This is a genomic window from Nocardioides sp. SLBN-35 (assembly GCF_006715725.1).
In the GTDB taxonomy this organism is placed as follows: Bacteria; Actinomycetota; Actinomycetes; order Propionibacteriales; family Nocardioidaceae; genus Nocardioides.
Genome location: NZ_VFNU01000001.1, coordinates 4160400 through 4178246 on the forward strand (window position 1 = coordinate 4160400; position 17847 = coordinate 4178246).

At 70.5% G+C, this 17847-nt stretch carries 15 protein-coding genes; 7 read left to right on the forward strand and 8 right to left on the reverse strand.

What is annotated here, in order from left to right; all coding sequences use genetic code 11:
• Nucleotides 1-227 precede the first annotated feature (227 nt).
• Genes FBY23_RS20070 through FBY23_RS26865 form a run of 4 tightly spaced genes read left to right on the forward strand, consistent with a single transcriptional unit; the run spans nt 228 to nt 4492 of the window.
• Nucleotides 228-1487 carry a glycosyltransferase family 4 protein gene (locus FBY23_RS20070; RefSeq protein ID WP_160158303.1) on the forward strand — a complete coding sequence of 420 codons (1260 nt, stop codon included), beginning with the start codon at nt 228-230 and terminating at the stop codon, nt 1485-1487.
• Nucleotides 1484-2407 carry an NAD-dependent epimerase/dehydratase family protein gene (locus tag FBY23_RS20075; protein WP_141799759.1) on the forward strand — a complete coding sequence of 308 codons (924 nt, stop codon included), beginning with the start codon at nt 1484-1486 and terminating at the stop codon, nt 2405-2407. The genes FBY23_RS20070 and FBY23_RS20075 overlap by 4 nt, the downstream gene beginning before the upstream one ends.
• A gap of 4 nt (nt 2408-2411) precedes the next feature.
• Nucleotides 2412-3998, forward strand: coding sequence for a DUF2142 domain-containing protein (locus tag FBY23_RS20080; RefSeq protein ID WP_141799760.1), 1587 nt, complete (start codon nt 2412-2414; stop codon nt 3996-3998).
• A gap of 44 nt (nt 3999-4042) precedes the next feature.
• Complete coding sequence (locus FBY23_RS26865; RefSeq protein ID WP_141799761.1) at nt 4043-4492, forward strand: DapH/DapD/GlmU-related protein; 450 nt, start codon at nt 4043-4045, stop codon at nt 4490-4492.
• Nucleotides 4493-4504: 12 nt separating this feature from the next.
• On the opposite strand, the gene FBY23_RS20090 is transcribed toward FBY23_RS26865, so the two are convergent.
• Nucleotides 4505-5464, reverse strand: coding sequence for a Gfo/Idh/MocA family protein (locus tag FBY23_RS20090; RefSeq protein WP_141799762.1), 960 nt, complete (start codon nt 5462-5464; stop codon nt 4505-4507).
• Between the two features lie 129 nt (nt 5465-5593).
• Here FBY23_RS20090 and FBY23_RS20095 point away from each other — a divergent pair, with 129 nt between their 5' ends.
• A complete protein-coding gene (locus FBY23_RS20095; protein WP_141799763.1) occupies nt 5594-6649 on the forward strand; it encodes a lysylphosphatidylglycerol synthase domain-containing protein in 1056 nt (351 codons plus the stop codon).
• A gap of 4 nt (nt 6650-6653) precedes the next feature.
• Here FBY23_RS20095 and lhgO read toward each other — a convergent pair whose 3' ends face one another.
• The 6 genes from lhgO to FBY23_RS26055 form a co-directional block, all read right to left on the reverse strand.
• Complete coding sequence (gene lhgO / locus FBY23_RS20100) at nt 6654-7856, reverse strand: L-2-hydroxyglutarate oxidase (protein WP_141799764.1); 1203 nt, start codon at nt 7854-7856, stop codon at nt 6654-6656.
• Entirely contained in the window at nt 7853-9532 is a 1680-nt protein-coding gene (locus FBY23_RS20105) for a glycosyltransferase (protein ID WP_141799765.1), read from the reverse strand. Before FBY23_RS20105 ends, lhgO begins: the two co-directional genes overlap by 4 nt.
• Entirely contained in the window at nt 9529-10524 is a 996-nt protein-coding gene (locus tag FBY23_RS20110; protein WP_141799766.1) for a class I SAM-dependent methyltransferase, read from the reverse strand. The genes FBY23_RS20105 and FBY23_RS20110 overlap by 4 nt, the downstream gene beginning before the upstream one ends.
• 85 nt (nt 10525-10609) lie before the next feature.
• A complete protein-coding gene (locus FBY23_RS20115) occupies nt 10610-12199 on the reverse strand; it encodes a glycosyltransferase (RefSeq protein WP_160158304.1) in 1590 nt (529 codons plus the stop codon).
• Between the two features lie 107 nt (nt 12200-12306).
• On the reverse strand, nt 12307-13929 hold the full coding sequence (locus FBY23_RS20120; RefSeq protein WP_141799768.1) for a glycosyltransferase: 1623 nt from the start codon (nt 13927-13929) through the stop codon (nt 12307-12309).
• Entirely contained in the window at nt 13926-14207 is a 282-nt protein-coding gene (locus tag FBY23_RS26055) for a hypothetical protein (RefSeq protein WP_160158305.1), read from the reverse strand. The genes FBY23_RS20120 and FBY23_RS26055 overlap by 4 nt, the downstream gene beginning before the upstream one ends.
• Before the next feature lie 96 nt (nt 14208-14303).
• Between FBY23_RS26055 and FBY23_RS20125 the strand changes: the two genes are divergently transcribed.
• Entirely contained in the window at nt 14304-15023 is a 720-nt protein-coding gene (locus FBY23_RS20125) for a DUF4190 domain-containing protein (RefSeq protein WP_160158306.1), read from the forward strand.
• Nucleotides 15024-15041: 18 nt separating this feature from the next.
• Nucleotides 15042-15701 carry a hypothetical protein gene (locus FBY23_RS20130; RefSeq protein ID WP_141799770.1) on the forward strand — a complete coding sequence of 220 codons (660 nt, stop codon included), beginning with the start codon at nt 15042-15044 and terminating at the stop codon, nt 15699-15701.
• 151 nt (nt 15702-15852) lie between these two features.
• Here the strand turns inward: FBY23_RS20130 and FBY23_RS20135 are convergent, their stop codons facing one another.
• Nucleotides 15853-17793 (reverse strand): TIGR03960 family B12-binding radical SAM protein, encoded by a 1941-nt coding sequence (locus FBY23_RS20135; RefSeq protein ID WP_141799771.1) that lies wholly within the window; start codon nt 17791-17793, stop codon nt 15853-15855.
• Nucleotides 17794-17847: the final 54 nt, after the last annotated feature.

Consider the following 17847-nt stretch of genomic DNA (forward strand, 5'->3'; position numbering starts at 1 on the left):
GTCTGCTCCTGCTCGTCCGGCGCGGAAACGGCAGGCGATGACGTCATCGCTGGAGTCCTCCTTGACCTGGCCGGTCGACCGCGGCCAAACGGAGGCCAACCCTACCGGTCGGGCCCGCGTGGCGATTGCCGCCCTGCTGCGGTCGGCGGCTAGTATCGGGCGCTGGCCTTGCGGGCGTGAGGCAGGACCGTCCACAGGCGCCCAGCACCGAACGGAGTCTGCAGAGCGTGCGCATCGTCGTCGTCAACAACTTCTTCCCGCCGCGTGCCGGCGGCAGCGCTCACCTGAGCGATGCACTCGCGCGGGGATACGTCGAGCGTGGCCACGAGGTCCTGGTCGTCACCGCCGCCTACAAGGACGCCCCGGCCGAGGAGCAGCGGGACGGCTTCCGGATCGTCCGCCTGCCCGCCTTCACGCTGCCGGAGAGCCGGCTCGCCGTGGCGTTCGACATCTCGTTCGCCACCCGTCCGGGTCTGCGCCGCCGCCTCCAGCGCCTCCTCGACGACTTCGAGCCGGACGTGATCCACCAGCACGGCCAGTTCATGGACCTCACCTGGGCGACCGGAGCCTACGCGCGCCGGCGGGGAATCCCGACGTTGCTCAGCGTGCACACGCGGCTCGAGAACCCTGCCGCGAAGTACCGCCACGCGTTCCGGTTCCTCGACGCGGCCCTGGTGGCACCCCGGCTGCGCAGGTACAAGCCGTCGATCGTCGTCATGGACTCCTACATGGACGACTACATCCGGGCCCGCTACCGCCGTGGCTACCGCGACCTCGTCCCGATCCCGGTCGGCGTCGACCCCAACTGGGTCCGCTCGGGTGACGCGGCCCGAGGCCGTGAGCTCGCCGGCGCCGAGCCCGGCCAGCCCTTCATCGTGTCGATCGGACACGTGATCCCGGTCCGTGACCGCGTCGCCATGGTCGAGGCCCTCCCGGCCGTCCTCGCCCGGCACCCCGAGGCGCTGCTGGTCGTCGTCGGTCGGGTCTACTACGACCAGTTCCAGCGCCGCGCCGAGGAGCTCGGCGTGTCCCACGCCGTCCGCAGCCTCGGCGCGGTCCCCAAGGCCGACATCCCGGACCTGCTCGCGGCTGCGGACGTGGAGAGCCACGAGCAGGGACTGGGCCTCGGCACCGCCACCCTCGAGGCCATGGCCGCTGGCGTTCCCGTCGCCGCGTGGGGACGGATCGACAACTTCCCCGGCATCCCGATGGCCGACGGCCAGGAGATCTACATGTGTGCCCCCGGCGACGTCGCCGGCCTGGCCACCCGGATCAACCACGCGCTGGACGACCCGGCGGCGACGGCCGCCGTCGGCGAGCGCGCTCGCCAGATCATCGACGAGCACTTCGCGATCGACCGCGTGCTGGACCGGCACGTGGAGGTCCTCGCCGCCATGTGCGGCGCGCCGGCGCCGTCGACCGACCGCGCCACTCCGGCATCCCCGACCGACCACCCCGTCGACACCACCCACAGGAGCGAGAGTTGACCACCAAGGAGACCGTCTTCTTCACCGGCGGAGCCGGCTTCATCGGGATGCACGTCGTCCCGATGCTGCTCGAGAGCGGCTACAAGGTACGGATCTTCGACAACATGTTCCGAGGTGACCGTGACGCGGTCGCCGCCCTCGGACCCGACGTCGAGCTGATCGACCAGGACATCCGCTACGGCGGCGCCGTCCACGCCGCCATGAAGGGCTGCACCAAGGTCATCCACGCCGCCGCCCTGGCCATCAACAAGTCCCTCTCCGACCCGTACGAGTCGATGGACGTCAACATGATGGGCAACTTCAACGTGTTCGCCGCGGCCGCGGACCACGGCGTCAAGCGCGTCGTCTACTGCTCGTCGGCGTCGGTCTACGGCGACCCCGAGAAGCTGCCGATGCACGAGGACGACGTGCTCAACCCGCAGACGCCGTACTGCATCTCGAAGCGGGCCGGCGAGGACCTCCTCGGCTTCTTCCAGCGCGAGCGCGGCCTGTCGTGGGTCGCACTGCGCTTCTTCAACGTCTACGGCCCGGGCCAGAAGACGCAGGCCTACTACACGTCGGTGATCAACCACTTCGTCAACCGGGTCCGCAACGGCGAGCCGCCGATCATCGACGGCAAGGGCGAGCAGTCGATGGACTTCATCCACGTGCACGACATCGCGCGCGCCGTGGCTCTGGCGCTCGACAGCGAGAAGGACAACGTGCCCGTCAACGTCGGCACCGGCATCGACACCTCGATCAAGGAGCTCGCCGAGATCCTGATCGAGGCCGTGGGCTCCGACGTCGAGCCGATCTTCAACCCGCGCGACGTTCTGGTGAGCCGGCGGGCGGCCGATGTCCAGCGCGCCAAGGAGGTCCTCGGCTTCGAGGCGAGCATCGAGGTCCGCAAGGGCATGACCGAGCTCGTCCGGGCCGACTAGGACCGTGCCGCGTCCTGGATGGGGTCGGTTCCGGACTCCGCGCCCCCACGCCGACCGGAAGCGGCCGGCTCTGTCCACGTGGGTCGCGTTCGGGGCCATCGCCTGTCTGCTGGGCATCTGGTCCCTCGCCACTCCCCTGTGGTCGACACCCGATGCTCCGTCGCACGAGATGGCGGCCTACGCCATCGGGCACGGCGACCTGACCCCGGAGTTCTCCTCGGACGAGGCCTTCGGGGTCAACACGAACGCCGTCGTCCACGTCCCCAAGGGGATCGTGCGCAGTGCCCAGTCGGCGGTGTGCTACTTCTTCCATCCTGAGACGCCGGCGAGCTGCATACGGGCCGTCGGCGACTCGGAGAAGCAGGTCAGGTACCTGACGTCGGCGGGTCGCAGCTTCCCGGTCTACTACGGGCTGACCGGGATCGCCTCGAACTTCGGCGACAACCTGCAGTCGCTCTACCTGCAGCGTGCCGCCGCCATCGGCCTGTGCGCGTGGATGCTCGCGTGGGCCGTGGCGGGATGCCTCTCCCTGCGTCGGCCTGCCGTCGCCGTCACCGGGGTCGCGGTCTCGTTCACACCGATGCTGGCCTACCTCGGCGGCGCGGTGAACCCCAACACCTTCGAGATCGCCGCCGCCTACGCGCTCGTCGCCTGCTCGATCGCCTTCTACAGCCACGCCGCCGACGGGTCGGGCGAGAAGTGGCTGCGCCGAGCGATGGTCGCCGCGATGATCCTGGGCTCGACCCGGATCCTCGGTCCGGCATGGCTGGCCGTGTGGGCCGTGGCCCTGCTGATCATCTACGGCAGGCGCGCCGTCACCGACGTCTGGAAGGCTCGCTCCCGGCTCTGGCTGGCCCTGCCGGTCCTCGGCGTGCTCGCGAACATGGCGTGGTTGAGCCGGTCCGGAGCGAACAACATCCGCGAGCAGCCGCTGTTCGACCTCTCGTTCGCCGAACGGCTCGACCTCTCGGCCACGCAGATCAACCAGTCGTTGACCCAGATGATCGGTGCCTTCGGCTGGCTCGACACCGCTCTTCCGGCCAACCTCCTGATCTCCTACATGGCACTGCTCGTCGTCATCCTCGCACTCGGGTGGGCAGGCCTCCGTCCGCGCCAGATCGCGGCCGGAGGCGCCGTACTGCTGCTCTCCTGGCTGCTTCCGGTCCTCCTCCAGGCGTGGAAGTGGAATCTCCAGGGCCCCGTGTGGCAGGGCCGCTACATGCTGCCGACGATCGGCATGGCCCCGATCCTCCTGCTCTGCCTGGCGGCCCAGTCGCCGCTGTCCGATGCGCAGTGGAACACCCGCACGATCCACTGGACCCGCATCGGCGCACTGGCAGGTCTGGGCGTGCTCCACCTGTGGGCGTTCGCGACCTTGATGCAGCGCAACGTCCACGGAGTCGGGGCGCCGGGCGGCGAGCACCCGACGTTGCCTGCCTGGCAGCCCCCGCTGGGGCAGACGACGCTGACGTTGGCGCTCGTCGCCACGATGGCGGTCATCATCACCCTCATAGCCCGGCTGTCGTCGCAGGTGCCGAGTCCCGTGGCGGATCCACCGTCACTCCCCTCTCCGCAGTCGCCGTCCGACTGACGCCCGCGACCGCCGCAGGCGGTCCGTTGGTAGGGTTCGCGACCATGACCTCCGCCGAGGCCGCAGGGGCATCCCTGCCGCCCAACCGCTACAACGAGCACGCGTGGATCGTCGGTGATCCGGACATCGGCGAGGGCACCTGGATCGGGGCCTTCACCGTCATCGACGGGTCCGGCGGACTGGTGATCGGCCGCGGGTGCGACATCTCGTCCGGCGTCCACATCTACACCCACTCGTCCGCCAAGCGCTGCGTCAGCGGCCGCCGGTTCCCCGAGGTCGAGCGTCAGCCCGTGCGCATCGGCGACCGTGTGTTCATCGGAGCCGGCGCCATCATCAACATGGGTGTCGAGATCGGCGACGAGGCGGTCGTCGGTGCCGGCGCCGTCGTCACCTCCGACGTACCGGCGCGTGCCGTCGTCGCGGGCGTCCCGGCACGGGTCGTCGCGACCGTCGACCTCGGCGATCCGACCCAGCCGGCGTTCCCCCCGGCGTAGGTCAGGCGCAGGTCAGGCGGAGCGCAGCGCGAGCACCTGGTCGACCACCCGGTGCGCGGGAAGGATCGACGCCCGCTCCTCGTCCACGTCCACCTTGCCCGCCACGAGGTCGACGAAGTGGTTGAGCTGGCCGAGCAGGGGCTCGACCCCCGCGATGTCGGGGATCTCGATCTCGGTGAACTGGCGGAACCCGCTCTGCCCCTCGGCCTCGGAGACCGTCGCGTGACGGTAGCTGGTGAGGCCGCGACGCAACAGGTCGACCTCGATCATCCGGTCGAGCTCCTGGATCACCATGGTGCGCACCTTGGTCTGACCCATGCGGCTGGCGGACACCGAGGCGATCCCGCCCGAGGTGAAGCGGAGCGAGGCCTCGACGATGTCCTCGGCGCCCGGCACGGACTCCGGGTGGAACTGGCCGACCTCGACGTCGAACTTGTCCGGGTGGTCCCCACCGAAGACCTGCACGACGAGGTCGATGTCGTGGACGAGCAGGTCCCACGCGACACCGGTCTTGATCCGGGGCGCGTACGGCGAGTGCCGGGTCGCCCGCACGTAGAGCGGGTTCTCCACCATGCTCAGCGCGACCGTCACCGCAGGATTGAACCGCTCGAGCAGGCCGCACATGAGCGGCGTGCCGGCGGCGATCGAAGCATCGACGAGCTCCTGGGTCTGCGCCAGCGACGGACACAGCGGCTTCTCCACGAGCAGCGGGAGACCACGCGCGATGACCTCGCGCGCGAGGTCGAAGTGGTACTCGGTCGGCGCCGCGATCACAGCCGCGTCGACGTCGCCGATGCCGTCGAGCGAGGGCACCCAGGTCGAGCCGTGCTTCTCGGCGACAGCCCGCCCGGTCTCCTCGTGCGGGTCGACCACCACGGCGAGGTCGGTGCGCTCGCTGCTGGCGATGACGCGGGCGTGGTTGCGCCCCATCGAGCCGGAACCGATGAGGGCGACACGGAGCTGTGCGGACATGCGCGGGACCTAGCACTGGACGTCGGGACGCGGGAACTGTACCGGAGACACGGGGCAGCTCCGGGATCCACGGTTTGGGTCCCCCGTGAGGCAGGATGAGATGTCCGTCCGCCCGAACTGGAGAGTCCGATGTCCTCGCCCGACGCCACGTCGACCACCACGTCGACCACGTCGGCGACCACGTCGACAACCTCGACCACGGCGCCACCGCCCGCAGCCGCGCACACCCTGGCCGGCCGACTCTTCCACTGGGGCCGGATCGCCCTGGTCCTTGCCGTCGTGCTCGCCGCGTTCTGGACCGTCCAGTCCCACTGGTCCGAGGTCAGCGACACCATCAGCACGATGTCGTGGACGACCCTGCTCCCGGCATTCCTCTGCCTGCCCCTCGCGATCGCGTGCTCGACCCTGAGCTGGCAGTTCCTCGTCGACGAGATCGGTGAGCCGATCGGGGCCGCCCGCGGAGCGCAGATCTTCCTGGTCGGACAGCTCGGCAAGTACCTCCCCGGATCGGTGTGGGCCTACGTGCTCCAGATGGAGCTCGGCCGCCGGGCCGGACTCGCCCGCGCCCGCATCTTCACCGCGACCGTGTTCTCGCTCGCCGTCGCCGTCGTCGCCGCGCTGCTGACCGGCGCCCTGGTCATCCCGTCGCTCATCGACAACGACGACTCGCTGGCGCCCCTGCAGTGGCTGTACCTGCTCCTGCCCATCGGACTGGTCTGCCTGCACCCGAGAGTGCTCGACCGGCTCGTCGGGTTCGGGTTCAAGCTGCTGCGCCGCCCACAGCGCGACCACCCGGTCCGCGGACGCGCCATCGTCTTGTCGCTCGCGGCCGCGGTGGCGTCGTACTTCTTCTTCGGGCTCCACCTGTGGCTCCTGACCGACGGGGCAGGAGACGGCGCCGGCCTGCTCCTCACCTGCGTCGGAACGATGGCCGTCGCGATGATCTCCGGGCTGTTCTTCTTCATCCTGCCGTCCGGCGCAGGCGTGCGGGAGCTGGTGATCGTGACCGCGCTGGCGCCGTACGTCGGCACCGGCACCGCGATCGCACTGGCCGCCGTCTCCCGCGTCATGCTCACCGCGGCGGACATCGTGACCGCCGCGGGCGCGGCCGCGGTCGGGATCTACGAGCGGCGTCGGCACGGGCCGATCCACCACGATCCCGGCATCGAGGACGACGAGCGCTGAGGCGTCAGGCTCCCTGCGCCTGCGCGACCCGCTGGACGATCTCGTCGGCGATGGGCAGCGCCGACGTGGCGGCTGGCGACGGCGCGTTGACGACGTGGAGGCCCCGCGCGGTCTGGCGCAGCAGGAAGTCGTGGACGAAGGAGCCGTCCCGCATCACGGCCTGTGCCCGGATGCCGGCCTCGCGAGGCGTGAGGTCCTCGAGGCGCAGGTCGGGGCAGTACTTCTGGCACAGCTTGAGATAGCCACGCTTCGACACCGAGTTCCACATCTCCCGCGCGCCCGTGCGGACGTTGTTGCGCGCCACGTGCCAGATGCCCGGGAACCTCACGATGTCGGCGGCGTCGCGACGGTCGAACGAGAACTTGGGGTAGCCCTCGCGGGCGAGCCCGAGCACCGCGTTCGGCCCGACGTTGAGCCCGCCGTCGACGGTCGGGGTCAGGTGGACGCCGAGGAACGGCAGGTCCGGGTCGGGGATGGGGTAGATCAGGGTGCGCGCGAGGTCCGCACGTTCGGGCCGGACGTCGTAGTACTCGCCCCGGAAGGGAATCATCGCGAAGTCGACGTCGATGCCCGCCATGGCGGCGACCCGGTCGGCCTGGATGCCGGCGCAGTAGACGACGTAGTCGGCCACCACCTCACCGGCGGTCGTGGAGAGCACGACCTCCCTGCCCGTCTCGCGCACGCCCGTGAGCGCCGTCCGCGTCATCAGGGTGCCGCCGGCCTTCTCGACCAGGCCGGCGAGCGCCGTGTTGATCTGGCGGTAGTCGGTGATGCCGGTCGTGGTCAGGTGCAGGGCGCCCAGGCCCACGATGTGGGGCTCGCGCTCGCGCAGCTCGGCGGCGCTGAGGACCGCTGCGGAGATCTGGTTGACCTCGGCCCGCTCCGCGAGCGCCTGCATGCCGGCGAGCTCGGCCGGAGTCGTGGCGACCAGCAGCTTGCCGATCCGGTCCCACGGGACGCCGTGCTCCTCGGCGAAGCGCTCGGTCGCGGCGGCGCCGGCTCGGCACAGCTCGGCCTTGAGGCTTCCCGGCGCGTAGTAGATGCCGGAGTGGATGACGCCGGAGTTGTGGCCGGTCTGGTGGCGGCCGAAGCCGTCCTCCTTGTCCAGCAGCAGGACGCTGCGCCCCGGGAAGCGCTCGGTGAGCGCCCGTGCGGTCGCGGCGCCCACGATGCCGCCACCGACGACGACGTAGTCGAAGCGGTTCATGCCCGCCGGTCCCCGGCCCGCGACCCGCCGGTACGACGGGCCGCCGCGCGCCGCGCGCGCAGCGTCCGGGCCCAGGCCTTCTCCTCGCGCTCGTGGGCACGTCGGCGGGCATCGGCGGGAGTGAGTGGCTGCTCGGGGTAGTCGGGCGAGTAGGGATCGCGGTCCGGCCCGCCCCACCTGGACACGATGAAGTCACGTTCGTACTTGTGCACGCGTCGCTCGCGGGTGCGGGACTCGAAGTGGAAGAGCTCGCACTGGGCCATGTAGAGGATGCGGTAGCCGCGGGCGGTGATCTTGTAGCAGAAGTCGACGTCGTTGAAGTTCAGCGGAAGCTGCTCCGTCAGGCCGCCGACCTCGAAGTAGGTGTCTCGCCGGATGCCGGTACAGGCGCCGGTGACTCCGCTGACCTCGCGGTTGACGACGTTCATCCGCCCCCGTCCCGCCGTGTCGCCGGGGAACAGCCGGTAGGGGTGGTCCCAGTTCCGGTTGACCCAGGCCAGACCGGCGTGCTGGATGCTGGTGTCCTCGAAGTACAGCTTGGCGCCGGTCGCACCGACCCCGGGCTCCTCCAGCGGCGCCAGCAGCTCGCGTACCCAGCCGGGGTTGCGGACCTCGACGTCGTCGTTGAGCAGGATCAGGCGCTCGCCGGTGGAGGCGAGGACGCCGCGGTTCATCTTGCGGCTGTAGTTGAAGGGCTCGTCGAAGCGCACCAGGACGAGGTGGTCTCCCGCGACCTGCCGGAGCTCCTCGAGCACGCTCGCCGGGGTGCCGACGTCGTAGACGACGACGATCTCCATCCGGGGGTGGTAGGCGAACTCCAGGACGGAGCGGACCGCGTCGACGACCAGGACCCGACGCCGGCCCCAGACCTGTGCGGACGAACCGCGCGTCGGGATCACCACGCTCACCGTGCGCTCGGCGGGGAAGTCGCGGACGATGCGGACGTGGTTGGCCCCCACCGCGTGGGCGACACCCCGGATGCCGACACGGTCGAGGTGCTCCTGCACGACGCGGGCCCCGGTTGCGAGCGCCTCCGGCGATGTGTCGGGCCGCGGCCTCGCGATCCGCGACCGGTGCAGGATCTTGGGCAGGTGGACGATGCGCCGAGCCTGCTCGGTGACTCGGAGCACCAGGTCGTGGTCGCAGGAACTGCCGAGGTCGGTCCGCAGCCGACCGACCGAGCGCACCAGGTCGGTCCGCAGGACGGCGAGCTGGCCGCAGTAGTTCTGCGCCCGCAGCCGCTCGGGCGACCACACCGGCTTGATGATGTCGTCGTCGCCGTCCAGGGTGCGCCGGGTCTCGTCGGAGTAGAGGAAGTCGACGTCGTGGGCATTCCCGATCGCCCTGGCGTTGGCCGCCAGCGCGTTGGGCGTCAGCAGGCCGCCGGGGGCGAGGAAGGCGATGAACTCCCCTTGCGCCGCATCGAGGCCGTCGTTCGAGGCCTCGGCCACGTTGCCGCGCTCGGCCCGCGCCAGGACGCGGATGCGGCTGTCACGGCCGGCCTGCCGGCGCAGGGCGCTGCTGACCTCGGCACTCGTCGAGCCGTTGTCGACCAGGATCAGCTCCCAGTCCCCGAAGGTCTGCGCCAGCACCGCGTCGACCGTCTCGACGAGCGGGTCGATCAGCGGCTCGGTGAGCGGAACGACCAGGGTGAAGAGCGGAGCGTCAGCCGTCATCGACGAAGGCCGCCGAGGCCGGTGACGAAGCGACCGACCCGCCAGGTCCTCGACGAGCGCACGGCCGTGACCTCGGCGCGCGACTTCGCCGTCGCCGTACGAGCGTCGTCGAGCTTCTCGCGCGTGGCCTTGAGGCGACGACGCAGGTTCTTCAGCTCCCGCTCCTGGCGGGCGACGGTCGCCTCCAGTCCGAGCACGTGGTCGATGGCAGTGAGGTCGGCGTGGAGCGCGAGCACCTCGGCATCGTCGACGACGCGCCGCACACCGACCGAGTCCTCGACCTCGGCGAGCCGCCGACTCGTCGCGAGCAGCGCGCTCGTCTTCTCCGAGATCTCGATCAGGGCCGGGACCAGTCGCGACTCGTAGCGCTCGACGATGCTCCGCTTGCTGAGGTCGGCACGCTCGAACAGGACCGCCCACGGCGCCAGGAAGGTGACGTCCGCGTCGAGGCGCCGGTAGAAGCCACGCTCCGCGAACCAGGCCACCCACTCCTGGGTCGGGTGCACGTTGATGTGCGTCGCCTCGTAGAAGTCGGAGGGGCTCGAGCTGAACAGGATCGTGTCGGTCGCCGCGCAGATGTTGTCGATCGCCTTCTGGGCGTCGCCGGGCGACATGTGCTCGACGACCTCGACGCAGGTGATCAGGTCGTAGGGTCCGCCGAGCGGCTCGGTCGCCGACTGCACGGACAGCCGGTTCCGCACGTCCGGGTGCGAGGTCTCGACGGCGTGGTCCGAGATGTCGACGCCCCTGGCGTCGACGCCCTCCTGCGCCAGCGCCTGGACCAGGAGTCCCCGGGCACACCCGACGTCGAGGCTGGTCCGAGGCTCGACGAGGCCGACGATGCGCTGCGCAGCCCCGGTGAAGAACGCCCGCCACTCGTCGTCCTCCCACCGGTAGTCGTCGTTGCCACCGAGGTGCGCCCGGTAGTAACTGCTGCCGTAGTCAGACGAGCCGGTCGAGGGACTGGTGGCCTGATCGCTGTCGGAAGTCATGGGTGTCGATCCGTCTTCGTTCGGGTTGCGGGAACGCCTGGAACCCTACTTGATCGAGCCCCTGAACCCGGCGACCGCGGCAGCCCTACCTCCGCTGCCGCAGGGTGCCCCAATCGGCCTCGCGCACGTCGGTGTAGGCGTCGCGCGTGGGGCTTCCCCACCTCGCCCGCAGCGGGCCGCGAGCGACCTGGCCGACGGCATGGTCCTCGCCGAGCGGCGGGTTGTGGAGGCCCTCGGCCGCAGGGACGTAGAGGACCTCGTGCCCGGCGGCACGCACCTTCAGGCAGAGGTCGACGTCGTACAGGTGATCGTGCAGCGTCTCCGTCGCGCCACCGACGGCGAGGTAGGTCTCTCGGCGCACGGCCAGGCAGGCGCCGGCGACGGCGCTCACCTCGCGCGAGACCCACAGGTCGCCGAAACGACCCGGCGCATCGCCGGGGCGGAATCGATACACGCCCCCGAAGTGCCCATGTGCTCCTGCGACGCCGGCATGCGCGACGGTGCCGTCGCTGTGGAGCAGCTTGGCGCCGGTGATCCCGACCGTCGTGTCGTCCAGCGGAGCCACGAGGGTCTCCAGCCACGCGTCGCTGGTGAGCTCCACACGCTCGTCGAGCAGGACGATCCGGTCGCCCGTCGACGCCAGGACGCCGAAGTTGGTCCAACGGCTCCGATGCAGCGGCTCGCCGACCGGAACCAGGACCAGGCGGTCCCCCGCGACCTCGCCGAGCTGCGACGCGACGGACTCGCGCATCGCGGCGGCGTGCACGACGACGACCTCGACCTTCTCGTGCGCGGTGCGAGCCAGCGCGCTGCGCACGGCCTCGACCACGTGCACCCGGCGACGTCCACGGACCAGGCCGTCCGCACCCTCGGTCGTGATCACGATGCTGACCGACACGTCCTCCGAGAGCGGTCGCTCCACGCGGTACATGCCGGGCCAGATGGCCTCGACCGTCGCGGGGATGCCGAGCCGCTCCATCTGGTCGGCCACTGCTCGCCGGCCCGCCTCGACGGCGTACGGCTTCGCCTCCAACTCCCCCGCGGCGGAACCGGGGATGACCCGCCAGTGGTAGAGGATGTCGGGGATGTGGTGGATCGCTCGGGCCCGTTCGGTGACCCGGAGGATCAGGTCGTGGTCCTGCGACCCGTCGTAGCCCTGCCGGAATCCGCCGACCTCACGGACCAGGCTGGTGCGCAGGACGGAGAAGTGGCAACAGTAGTTCTGCGACCGCAGGCGCTCCGGCGACCAGTCGGGCTTCAGGAACTCGTCGTAGAACGTGACCCCGTCGGCCGTCTTGTCCTCGTCGGAGTAGACGTAGTCGATCGCGGAGTCCTCCCGCAGCACGTCGGCGTTGGCCTGCAATGCGTCAGGGACCAGGAGGTCGTCGTGGTCGAGGAGGGCGATGAACTCCCCTCGTGCCGCGGCGATCCCGTCGTTCGACGCCGCGACGATGTGACCGTTCGTCTCGCGCTCGATGACCCGGATCCGCGGGTCCATCGCGGCGTAGCGACGCAGCAGCGTGCGCACGCCCTCGTCGGGAGACAGATCGTCGACGAGGATGAACTCCCAGTCCTCGAAGGTCTGTGCGAGCACGGACCTGATCGTGTCCTCCAGCACGTCGAGCGGCGGCGCGTAGACCGGCGTGACGATGGAGAAGAGAGGTCGGCGGTCCACGTCAGAGTGCCACTGCTCGACAGGCGGACCAGCGATCGGTCGTCCGTGGCGAGATCCTGCGAGTGCGGCCGTTCGGCATGGGCCGACCATACTCGACCGCTCGTCGATCACCGGCCTCGACGTGCCTCGCGCTTCAGCGGGAGGTCGCGGTCCTCGGGACGTGGCAGATTGGGGTAGACCGGGGTGTAGCGATCGCGCCACGGGATGCCCCAGCGCCCGCGCAGGAACCGGGTGTCATCGGGGTCCGGGATCGCCTCACGGGTCTGGGACTCGAAGTGGAACAGCTCGCAATGGGCCAGGACGAGGATCCGGTAGCCGGCCGCGGAGAGCTTGTAGCCGAAGTCGACGTCGTTGAAGTCCTCGCGGAGCTGCTCGGTGTGCCCACCGACCTCGAAGTAGACCTCGCGGCGGATGCCGACGCAGGCGCCGGTCACCCCGCTGACCTCGCGGTCGACCACCGCCGTCTTGCCCCAGCCGCCCTGCACGTCCCCGGGCGACCTGCGATAGGCGTGGCGGTACCGGCCGTACGAGTAGGCCAGGCCGACATGCTGGATCGCGGTGCTCGAGTAGAGCAGGCGGGCACCGGTCATCCCGACGTCGGGCTGCTCGAGGGGGGCGAGGAGCTCCTCGAGCCACTGCTCGCTGCGGACCTCGACGTCGTCGTTGAGGATGAGCAGGCGATCACCGGTCGAGGCCAGCACGCCCAGGTTGACCTTCTTGCTGTAGTTGAACGGCTCGTCGAAGGGGACGAGGACGAGGCGCTCCCCCACGATGTCGTAGAGCTCGCCGAGGACCGCCTCAGGGGTGTCGGTGTCGTAGACGACGACGACCTCGAGGTTGGCGTGCTCGGTGGCGGCGAGCGCCGATCGCACCGCACGCGTGACCAGCGTCGTACGCCGCCCCCACAGCAGCGTGGCCGAGCCGCGGGTGGGGATGACGATGCTGACCCGGCGCTCCGGCGGCAGCACGCGCCGCGTGTGGTAGCGACCGGGGCCGACGAGCTCGACGGTGCCGTCGATCCCGACCCGCGACAGGTGGTCCTGGATCGCACGTCGTCCCGCGTCCAGTGCGTACGGCTTCGCCCCGCCGTCGCCGGCTGCCGAGCCGGCCAGCATGCGCCAGTGGTAGAGGACCTCCGGGATGTGGACGATGCGACGAGCCCGCTCGGTGACCCGGAGGACCAGGTCGTGGTCCTGGGCGCCCTCGAAGCCCTCCCGCAGGCCGCCCAGCTCGCGGACGAGGGAGGCTCGGAACACGGAGAGGTGGTTGCAGTAGTTCTGGCTGCGCAGCCGCTCCGGCGACCAGTCGGGCTTGTGGAAGGTGTCGGCGAACCGGCCGTCCTCGCGGATCCGGTCCTCGTCGGAGTAGAGGTAGTCGACGTCGTCGTGCTCGGCGACCTGGCGTGCGTTGGCAGCCAGGGCGTCGGGAGCGAGCAGGTCGTCGTGGTCGAGGAAGGCGATGAACGTGCCCGTGGCAGCGGCGATCCCGTCGTTCGACGCAGCGACGATGTGTCCGTTGGTGGCACGCTCGACCAGCTTGATCCGCGGGTCGCGGGCCGCCTGGGCACGCAGCGTCCGGCGTACCTCGGGGTCGGTGGACGCGTCGTCGACCAGGACCAGCTCCCAGTCGGCGTACGTCTGGGCGAGGACCGACTCGACGGCGGCGACGAGGACGTCGGGAGGCGGGTCGTGGACCGGGGTGACGACGGAGAAGAGGGGTGCCGCCGTCATCCCCGCAGCCTCGAGAGCGGGCCCACGAACGCGCGCCCGACCCGCCAGGTGCGCGAGGCGTGGAGCGCCGCGATCTCCTCGTCGCGTGCGCGGACGAGGGCCTGCAGCTCCTTGGTGCGCGCCCGCGCCTTCTTGAGGTCGTGCTCGAGGCGCGCCACGGCGGCCTCGAGACCGATCACGTTGTCGATCGCGACCAGCTCCGCGTAGCGGGAGAGCAGCTCCTCGTCGGCCGCGAACACGCGATCGCGCCAGGCTTCCGGCGACTGCTGGTCGGTCATCCTCGTCCTCACCAAAGGGTCGGCTGGGTGCGCGCAGAACAGTACCTCAGCCGCATTCGGCCACCTCGGTCACGAACGGCCACTAGGGTGTCGCCGGTGAGCGACCCCTACGGCCAGAACCCGCCGCCGAACCCGTACGGCCAGGGCCCCCAGGGCCAGAACCCCTACGGCCAGCCGACACCGCCCCCGCCGTACGCCGGCGCGTCGGGCGCCGGTGGCGGGTACGGCGCCCCGGGCGCCTTCCCCGGCGGGTCCGACCCGCTGCCGCCGAAGACGGACGGGATCTCGATCGCCGCGCTGGTGACCAGCCTGCTGTGCTGCCTCGCCCCGCTCGGGGTCATCCTCGGCTTCGTCGGCCTGTCCCGCACCAAGGGCGGGCAGCGCAAGGGCCGCGGGCTCGCCGTGGCGGGCATCGTGATCGGCCTGCTCATGTCGATCGGATCCGCGGTCGCGGGAGCCGCCCTGTTCATCTTCGCCGACTCGCTCGTCTCCCTGGACGACGCAACCGCCGGCCAGTGCGTCGACCTGACCAAGGACGACGGAACCGTCCTCATGCGCGAGAAGAAGTGCACCGAGAAGCACGACGCGGAGATCGTGGCCACGACGACGGTCACCGAGGACAACCTCGAGGCCATCAAGAGCAGCATGGGCACGTTCTGCGCGACCCTGGTGAGCAGCGAGGACGCCGAGAAGCTCAGCGGTGTCGAGGGGCTCGAGTACAACGCGATCATCGAGGACCCGAAGGACATCGAGGTGGGCCACCACATGGTCTGCTACGTCGAGAGCGACCACAAGCTGACCGAGCCGATCCTCTGACCTGATCGGCCTGCTCGGATGACGAATCCGTACGGCGGCGGCTATCCCGCCTACGAGCCGGGCTCGAACCCGTACGACAGCCCGTCGTACGGGACCCGGCCGTCGTACGACGGGCTGTCGATCGCCGCCTTCGTCTGCTCGCTCACCTGCTGCGCGGCGCCGATCGGGATCGGGCTCGGCATCGCGGGCATCGTGCGGACCCGCGAGGGCCGGCGCTCGGGACGGTGGGCGGCGGTGAGCGGGCTGGTCCTCGGCGTCCTCGTCGTGGTGCTCGGGATCGGGTTCGTCGTCTTCGCCGCCGTCATGGGCAGCCGCACGGTCTGGGAGGACGAGGCGCGCGTCGGCCAGTGCATCGACCTCGACTTCCTCGACGACCCGATCAAGGCGTCCTGCAGCGAGCCGCACGCGGGTGAGGTGATCTGGGCGGGTCGGTTCGACGCCGACCAGGCCGGCGCCTTCACAACGGTGTCGCGTGCTGCGTTCTGCCTGGCCCTCCCCCTCGACCCGGCTTACCGCTCGGCGATCGAGAGTGGCGAGTACGACGTGCGCGTCGAGACAGACGCGTTCGACGAGGACGATCCTGACAGTGGGGACGCCTTCTTCTGCTACATCGATCGCGGCGACGGCGAGAAGATCACCGGTCGGATCCGCGACGCGGGCGAGCAGGTCGGCGCGTGACGATCAGCGGGCGAGCGCCTCGCGCTCGACCGCACCCAGCCAGCGGAGCAGCACGCCGGCCCCGTCCGGGCCGGGTCGGCGGCGAGCTCCCACACGACGGGTCGAGGCGCGGCGATCCACCGCTCCTCGGTCACGACGACCGGGCTCGCCGTCACACCACGCTGAGCGGCAGCAGCTTCTGCCCCGTGGGGCCGACCTGGATCTCGGTGCCCATCTCCGGGCACACACCACAGTCGTAGCAGGGGGTCCAGCGGCAGTCCTCGACCTCGACGTCGGACTCGCCGGCACCGACCGCGAGGGCGTCCTCCCAGTCAGCCCACAGCCAGTCCTTGTCGAGACCGGAGTCGAGGTGGTCCCAGGGCAGGACCTCGTCGTACTCGCGCTCGCGGGTGGTGAACCAGTCGAGGTCGACGCCGGTGCCCGCGAGCGCGCGCTCGGCGGCGGCGGCCCAGCGCTCGAAGGAGAAGTGCTCGGACCAGCCGTCGAAGCGGCCGCCGTCGCGCCACACCTGCTCGATGATCCGGCCGACGCGGCGGTCGCCGCGGGACAGCAGGCCCTCGATGATGCCGGGCTGGCCGTCGTGGTAGCGGAAGCCGATCGCCTTGCCATAGCGCCGGTCCGCGCGCACGGTGTCGCGCAGCACCTGCAGGCGCCGGTCGGTGGTCTCGACGTCGAGCTGGGCGGCCCACTGGAACGGCGTGTGGGGCTTGGGCACGAAGCCGCCGATGGAGACGGTGCAGCGGATGTCGTTGCGGCCGGAGACCTCGCGGCCGGTCGCGATCACGCGCTTGGCGAGCTCGGCGATCTGCAGGACGTCCTCGTCGGTCTCGGTGGGCAGGCCGCACATGAAGTAGAGCTTCACCTGTCGCCAGCCGTGGGAGTACGCCGTCGCGACGGTGCGGATCAGGTCGTCCTCGGTGACCATCTTGTTGATCACCTTGCGCATTCGCTCACTGCCGCCCTCGGGCGCGAAGGTCAGGCCGGAGCGGCGGCCGTTGCGCGAGAACTCGTTGGCCAGCGTGATGTTGAACGCGTCGACGCGGGTCGAGGGCAGCGAGAGCGAGACGTTGGAGCCCTCGTAGCGGTCGGCGAGACCGGTGGCGACGTCGCCGATCTCGGTGTGGTCGGCCGAGCTCAGGGACAGGAGCCCGACCTCCTCGAAGCCGGTCTTCTTGATGCCGTTGTCGACCATCGCGCCGATGGTCTCGATCGAGCGCTCCCGAACCGGCCGGGTGATCATGCCGGCCTGGCAGAACCGGCAGCCGCGGGTGCAGCCGCGGAAGATCTCGACGGAGAACCGCTCGTGGACGGTCTCGGCGAGCGGCACCAGCGGGTTGCGCGGGTAGGGCCACTGGTCGAGGTCCATCAGGGTGTGCTTGCGGACCCGGTCGGGAGCCTCCGGGTGGTTGGGTACGACGGCCGCGATCGCCCCGCTGTCGTCGTACGACACGTCGTAGAACCGGGGCACGTAGACCGTGCCGGACACGGCGAGGCGGCGCAGCAGCTCCTGGCGGCCACCGGGGCGGCCCTCGCCCTTCCACTCGCGCACGACCTCGGAGATCTTGAGCACGACCTCCTCACCGTCGCCGAGGACGGCGGCGTCGACGAAGTCGGCGATCGGCTCGGGGTTGAACGCGGCGTGGCCACCGGCGACGACGACCGGGTGCGACTCGTCGCGGTCGGCGGCGTGCAGCGGGATGCCGGCAAGGTCGAGCGCGGTGAGCAGGTTGGTGTAGCCGAGCTCGGTGGAGAAGCTCACGCCGAACAGGTCGAACGCGCCGACGGGGCGGTGGTTGTCGACCGTGAACTGCGGGATCTGCTGCTCGCGCAGCACCTTCTCCATGTCGGGCCACACGGCGTAGGTGCGCTCGGCGAGGATCCACTCCCGCTCGTTGAGCACTTCGTAGAGGATCTGGACGCCCTGGTTGGGCAGGCCGACCTCGTAGGCGTCGGGGTACATGAGCACCCAGCGCACCTCGGCGGCGTCCCAGTCCTTCGAGACCATGTTGAGCTCGCCGCCGACGTACTGGATCGGCTTGGAGACCGAGAGCAGGTGGGGCTCCAGCCGGGGGAAGACGGACTCGACGGACATGCCCCCGATTCTACGAGGGCTCGGGAGTGCGCGCGGCATCGTCGCGGGCGGCAA